This is a genomic window from uncultured Rhodospira sp., from assembly GCF_937138205.1.
Lineage (GTDB): Bacteria > Pseudomonadota > Alphaproteobacteria > Rhodospirillales > Rhodospirillaceae > Rhodospira.
Window position 1 is genome coordinate 1 of sequence record NZ_CAKZOT010000102.1, and the last position, 6,406, is coordinate 6,406.

General features: G+C 70.4%; 6 protein-coding genes and 1 other RNA gene. All 7 read left to right on the top strand.

The genetic code is table 11. The features are described from left to right. Window positions 1-157: 157 nt before the first annotated feature. An RNA gene (gene ffs, locus Q0309_RS14405) (signal recognition particle sRNA small type) lies at window positions 158-256 on the top strand. Window positions 257-291: 35 nt separating this feature from the next. Beyond that, window positions 292-2,184: a DNA polymerase III subunit gamma/tau gene (locus Q0309_RS14410; RefSeq protein WP_299442544.1), complete on the top strand. Its 1,893-nt coding sequence runs from the start codon at window positions 292-294 to the stop codon at window positions 2,182-2,184. Further along, a complete protein-coding gene (locus Q0309_RS14415; RefSeq protein WP_299442547.1) occupies window positions 2,181-2,504 on the top strand; it encodes a YbaB/EbfC family nucleoid-associated protein in 324 nt (107 codons plus the stop codon). Before Q0309_RS14410 ends, Q0309_RS14415 begins: the two co-directional genes overlap by 4 nt. A 295-nt stretch (window positions 2,505-2,799) precedes the next feature. Then, entirely contained in the window at window positions 2,800-3,399 is a 600-nt protein-coding gene (gene recR / locus Q0309_RS14420) for a recombination mediator RecR (protein WP_299442550.1), read from the top strand. Window positions 3,400-3,788: 389 nt separating this feature from the next. Further along, window positions 3,789-4,310: a peptide deformylase gene (gene def / locus Q0309_RS14425; RefSeq protein WP_299442553.1), complete on the top strand. Its 522-nt coding sequence runs from the start codon at window positions 3,789-3,791 to the stop codon at window positions 4,308-4,310. A gap of 2 nt (window positions 4,311-4,312) precedes the next feature. Then, on the top strand, window positions 4,313-5,233 hold the full coding sequence (gene fmt / locus Q0309_RS14430; RefSeq protein WP_299442559.1) for a methionyl-tRNA formyltransferase: 921 nt from the start codon (window positions 4,313-4,315) through the stop codon (window positions 5,231-5,233). A 13-nt stretch (window positions 5,234-5,246) separates the two neighbouring features. Then, complete coding sequence (gene truA / locus Q0309_RS14435) at window positions 5,247-5,996, top strand: tRNA pseudouridine(38-40) synthase TruA (protein WP_299442556.1); 750 nt, start codon at window positions 5,247-5,249, stop codon at window positions 5,994-5,996. Window positions 5,997-6,406 lie beyond the last annotated feature (410 nt).

Consider the following 6,406-nt stretch of genomic DNA (forward strand, 5'->3'; position numbering starts at 1 on the left):
GCCCGCAACCCATTGATATTGAATATACTCTGGGAAGGCGGTGTTTAAGTTGGGCGAGAATACGACATGTTCTACAGCACGCGGCGGGGCGCCTTTCGCGCGCGCCGGAACAGACGCCCCTTGCTTCCCCCCGGGGCGGGTTCCTATAGTAGGGGTCGGAAGGCTGGCGGTGGACGGGCTCCTCGCCAACCCGGTCAGGTCCGGAAGGAAGCAGCCGTAACGAGTTTCGGTCCGGGTCGCCGTCCAGTCTTCCACGCCCCCCATGCCCTTCGCGCCACGTTCCCGCCAGCGATGACCGAGCCCCCCGCCGAGGCCCCGACCGATACGCCGACGGGTCCGGAGAAGGGATCGGATCCGGGCTACCGTGTGCTGGCGCGCAAATACCGCCCCACCACCTTCGACCAGCTCATCGGCCAGGACGCCCTGGTGCGCACCCTCACCAACGCGGTGCGCAACGGCCGGCTGGCGCAAGCCTACATGCTCACCGGCGTGCGCGGCACCGGCAAGACGACCACCGCAAGGCTGATCGCCCGGGCGCTCAATTGCGTGGGGCCGGATGGCACCGGCGGCGTCACCATCACCCCCTGCGGCGTGTGCGAGCACTGCCGGGCGATCATGACCGACCGCCACGTCGACGTGCTGGAGATGGACGCCGCCAGCCGCACCGGCGTCAATGACATCCGCGAGATCCTGGACGGCGTGCGCTATCGCCCGACCACGGCGCGCACCAAGGTCTACATCATCGACGAAGTCCACATGCTCTCCAACGCCGCCTTCAACGCGCTGTTGAAGACGCTGGAGGAGCCGCCGGACCATGTGACCTTCATCTTCGCCACCACCGAGATCCGCAAGGTGCCGGTCACCGTGCTGTCGCGCTGTCAGCGCTTCGACCTGCGCCGGGTGGACCAGGACGAGTTGGCCGCCCACTTCGGGCGCATCGCCGAGAAGGAGGGCGGCGCCGTCGAACCGGGCGCGCTGGCCCTGATCGCGCGCGCGGCGGACGGCTCGGTGCGCGACGGGCTGTCGCTGCTCGATCAGGCCATCGCCCACGGTGAGGGCACGGTGAGCGAAGCGCAGATGCGCGACATGCTGGGGCTGGCCGACCGGACCCGGGTGTTCGACCTGTTCGAGTCGGTGATGAAAGGCGACATCGCCGCCGCGCTCGATCTGCTGAGCGCGCAATACGCGCTGGGCGCCGATCCGCTGGTGGTGCTGCAGGACCTGCTGGACCTGACGCACTGGCTGACGCGGCTAAAGGTGGTCAAGGGCGGCGAGGACGACCCCGCCGTGCCGGAGGCCGAGCGCACGCGCGGCCGCGCCCTGGCCGAGACGCTGTCCATCGCCAGCCTGACGCGGGCCTGGCAGATGCTGCTGAAGGGCCTGGGCGAGGCGCGCATGGCGCACGCGTCGTTGCAGGCCGCCGAAATGGCGCTGATCCGGCTGGCCTATGCCGCCGACCTGCCGTCGCCCGCCGAGGTGGTCGCCCGCGTGACCGAGGCCGGCGGGTCGCCTGGCGGCGGGCCGGGGGGTGGCGGTGGCGGCGGTTCGGCGCCGACAGGTGCACCCGTCGGCACGGCGACCGCCACGCCAACCGCGCCGCCGCAAGGGTCGGCGCCGCAGGCCCGCGCCAACGGCCCGGTGGCCGCCCTGGCCGAGCCCCGACGCGACTCGGCCGAGGGGCGAGACACGGCGGACTCCGGCGCGATCGTCGACGTGCCCTCGTTCCAGGCCGTGGTCGACCTGGCCCGCGAGCGCCGCGAGGGCCGGCTGGCCAAGCACCTGACCCATGACGTGCGCCTGGTGGCGTTCGAACCCGGGCGGATCGAGATCAATCCCGGCCCGGAGGCGCCGCGCGATCTGGCCGGGCGCCTGGGCGCGGCGCTTCTGGACTGGACGGGACGGCGCTGGGTCGTCATGGTCTCGGACCGGCCGGGCGAGCCCACCCTGCACGAGCAGCTTCACGCCAGCGTGCTGGCGGACCCGCTGGTGCGCGCGGTGCTGGACACCTTTCCGGGTGCCCGCGTGGGGTCCGTGCGGGCACTGACCCCGGAGGCACCCGCGGCGGTCGAGGCGGCGGACGACGCTGGCGATGTCCTCGCCGGCGACGCGGTCATCATGGAGGACGACGGCGTGGCGCCGGCGTTCGGCACACTCGAAGACGGTTTCGGAGACGACGACACATGAAAAACCTTGGCAACCTGATGAAGCAGGCCCAGGAAATGCAGTCCAAGATGGCCGAGATGCAGCAGAAGATGCAGGAGATGGAGGTCTCCGGCACGGCGGGTGGCGGCATGGTCGACGTGGTCATCAACGGCAAGGGCGAACTTCGCTCGCTGAAGCTCGACAAGTCCATCGTCGATCCCGAGGACAAGGAGATGCTCGAGGACCTGATCGTCGCCGCCTTCAACGACGCCAAGGCCAAGGCCGACGAGGCCATGAAGGAAGAGATGGGCAAGATGACCGGTGGCCTGAAGCTGCCACCCGGCATGAACTTCCCGATGTGATCGTTTCGGTCCGGATTGCTCGTCGTCGGCTGGAAGCCGATCTGGTACTGACACCATTACTCTTCTTCGTCATTGCGAACCCACTTCGCAAGAAGAGGGTGAAGCAATCCAGAGCGCAAAACGCAAATATCCGCTCTGGATTGCTTCGTCGCTACGCTCCTCGCAATGACGGGTCACGTTTTCGCAGAGGCCGTGGTCGCGGGCTTGGTTGGACAAGCCGTGGGAAGACGATCGCCTCGGGATTGAGAAACGCGGCGGAGGGCATCATGGTTCAGACCCAGCCAGACCCATCGCCATGACCGGTCCCGAGATCGACCGCCTGATGGCCCTGCTGGCGCGGCTGCCCGGATTGGGGCCGCGCTCGGCCCGGCGGGTGGCGCTGCACCTGATCCAGAACCGCGAGCCGGCCCTGCGGCCGCTGATGGCCGCGCTCGGCGATGTGGCGGAGCGGGTGCGGCCGTGTTCCACCTGCGGCAACTTTGACACCCGCGACCCGTGCGGCGTGTGCGCCGATCCGCGCCGCGATGACGGTTTGATCTGTGTGGTGGAGGACGTGGCCGACCTGTGGGCCATGGAGCGCGCCGGCGCCTTCGCCGGCCGCTACCATGTGCTGGGCGGGGTGCTGTCGGCGCTCGACGGCGTGGGGCCGGAGGACCTGACCATCCCGGTGCTGGAGTCCCGCTGCGCCGGCGGCACCGTGCGCGAGGTGGTGCTCGCCCTGGGGGCGACCGTGGACGGCCAGACCACCGCCCACGTTATCGCCGAGCGGCTGGCGGCCGTGGCGCCCGGCCTAGCGGTCTCGTCGTTGGGCCAGGGCGTGCCGGTGGGCGGCGAGTTGGACTACCTCGACGACGGCACCATCGGCGCCGCGCTGAAGGCGCGCCGGCCGGTATAGCCGCCGGGGCCTGATGATCACAAGGTCGCCTATGACCACCTCATCGAAGCCGGAAAAGAGCCGAAGGTCGCCATCTTCGCCGTCATGCGAAAGCTCGTCGTCCTCGCTAACGCCCTCCTCAGGACAGGCCAGGATTGGCAACCAAACGCTCCTTGAACAAAACGGGCACGTCGTCGCTGCGCTCCGCGCAACCATGCGTGGCGTGGGCTGCTCGCCAAGAAGCTGCTCGCGCGGGTTTTCGCTCATATCTGCGTCGTTCACCAGATTGCCCTGGCGGCCGAGGGGCTCCGCTTGACCGCCGCCGCCCCAGGCCCTATGTCGGAACGATGACGCGGGCGGGCCGTCCGCCGCGTCCGCCCCTGTCCGTGCGCCGTCCGAGGACCCCACCCATGGCCGTGCTGCCCATCGTCGTCGCCCCCGATCCGCGCCTGAAGCGCAAGGCCGAGCCGGTCGCCGCCGTCGACGCCGAAATCGCCACGCTGATGGACAACATGCTGGAGACCATGTACGCGGCGCCGGGCATCGGCTTGGCGGCGCCTCAGGTGGGCGTGCTCAAGCGGGTGATTGTCGTGGACGTGGCACGCGAGGGCGAGGCCCCCCAGCCGCTGCGCATGGCCAACCCGGAGGTGATCTGGCGCTCCGACGAGATGAACGTGCACGAGGAGGGCTGCCTGTCCCTGCCCGACATGTACGAGGACGTCACGCGGCCGGCCCGTGTGCGGGTGCGCTATCTGGACCGCGACAACCAGGCGCGGGAGATCGACGCCGACGGCCTGCTGGCCACCTGCGTGCAGCACGAGATCGACCACCTGAACGGCACGCTCTTTGTTGACTACCTCAGCACCATCAAGCGCGGCATGATCCTGCGCAAGCTGCAGAAGCGGAAGAAGAACGGAGACATCGCCGCGTGACGCTGCGCGTCGTCTTCATGGGCACGCCGGACTTCGCCGTGCCGGCGCTGACGGCCGTGGCCGAGGCCCACACGGTGTGCTGCGTCTACACCCAGCCCCCCCGCCCCGCCGGACGCGGCAAGAAGGACCGGCCCTCGCCCACGCACGTGACCGCCGAGGCGCTGGGGCTGCCGGTGCGCCATCCCCCGACCCTGAAGGACCCGGCCGACCGCGAAGCGTTCGCGGCGTTGGGCGCGGATGTCGCGGTGGTGGCGGCCTATGGCCTGATCCTGCCGCGCCCGGTGCTGGATGCGCCCCGCCTGGGCTGCGTCAACATCCACGCCTCGTTGCTGCCGCGCTGGCGCGGGGCGGCGCCGATCCAGCGCGCCATCATGACCGGCGATGCCGAGACGGGCCTGACCATCATGCAGATGGAGGCCGGCCTGGACACCGGCCCGATGCTGCTGACCGCCCGCACGCCGATCGGGCCGGACACGACGGCCGGCGCGTTGCACGACACCCTGGCCGGCATGGGCGGACCGTTGATCCTGGAGGCGTTGGCGGGGCTGGAGGCCGGGACGCTGACCGCCACCCCGCAGCCGGACGAAGGCGTCACCTACGCCGCCAAGATCGACAAAGCGGAAAGCCGCCTCGACTGGAGCCGGCCGGCGGAGGATCTGGGCCGTCATATCCGGGGCCTGACGCCCTTCCCAGGCGCCTTCTTCGAGCACGACGGCGAGCGCATCAAGCTGCTCGCCGCGACACCGGTGGAGGGCCGCGCCGAGGCCGCGCCCGGCACGGTCCTGGATGAAGCCCCCACCGTGGCCTGCGGCGACGGCACGGCGCTGCGCCTGAACCGCCTGCAACGCGCCGGCAAGGGACCTGTGGAGGCCGACGCCTTCCTGCGCGGCCGCCCGTTGCCGCCGGGGACGGTGTTGGGGTAGGGACGCTGGCACCATGCCCCGCTACAAGCTTCTGATCGAATACGACGGCGGCCCGTTCGTCGGCTGGCAGCGTCAGGACAACGGCCCCTCGGTGCAGCAGGTGCTGGAGGAGGCGGCCGAACGCATCTGCGGCGCGGCGGTGCGCTTTCACGCCGCCGGGCGCACCGATTCGGGGGTCCACGCCCTGGGCATGGTGGCGCACGTGGACCTGCCCAAGACCCTGCCCGACGGCAAGCTGGCCGACGCGCTCAATGCCCATTTGCGGCCGGCGCCCATCGCCGTGCTGGCGGCCGACGTCGTGGGAGAGGACTTCCACGCCCGCTTTTCCTGCGTCGAGCGCCAATATCTCTATCGCATCCTCACCCGGCGCGCCGACCCGGCGCTGGACCGGGGGCGGGTGTGGTGGCACGCGCGGCCGCTGGACGCCGAGGCCATGCACGCCGCCGCGCGGGAACTGGTGGGCCATCACGACTTCAGCAGCTTTCGCGCCGCCGAGTGCCAGGCCGACAGCCCGGTCAAGACTCTGGACGCGTTGACGGTGACGCGTGCGGTGGACGAGGTGCACGTGACGGCCCGCGCGCGGTCGTTCCTGCATCACCAGGTGCGCAACATGGTCGGATCGCTGGCGCTGGTGGGCGCCGGCAAGTGGACGGCCGCCCACCTGCGCGCCGCCCTGGCCGCCCGCGACCGCGCCGCCGCCGGCCCGACCGCGCCGGCGCAAGGGCTGTACTTCGTCGCCGCGCGGTACGAGGGCCGGGAGTAGGGCCGCGCGGGATCAGCCCGGCGGTGCGACCCCGGACGCTAGCGCCTCGCGGTAGTCTCGGGCCAGGTCGGAGGGCGCTTCCTGGTCACGCCACCAGGCAGAGTCGGTCATGCCTCGGCGCCGTTGCGCAACGCCCGCTCGTCGTGCGGCGGACTCTGGGCAAACGGGGGGGTGTGACGCCGAGGAGAGGACCCTGTCCCCGCAGGAAGGGCCGCAGCCGCACGGACGCCGCCGTGGTGACGGCGGGGCTATAGGGCTCACCTTGTCTTGCGCAGATCGTGAACACTCTGAATCACCTCATTTTTCAGAGTGTTTACGTTAATCTGATCTAAATCAAATCGTTAGGGCGGATCGTCGTAACCGGGGCAAAAGTCCGGGCGGTCAGGCCTGGCAGCGCGCCGCGACCAGGT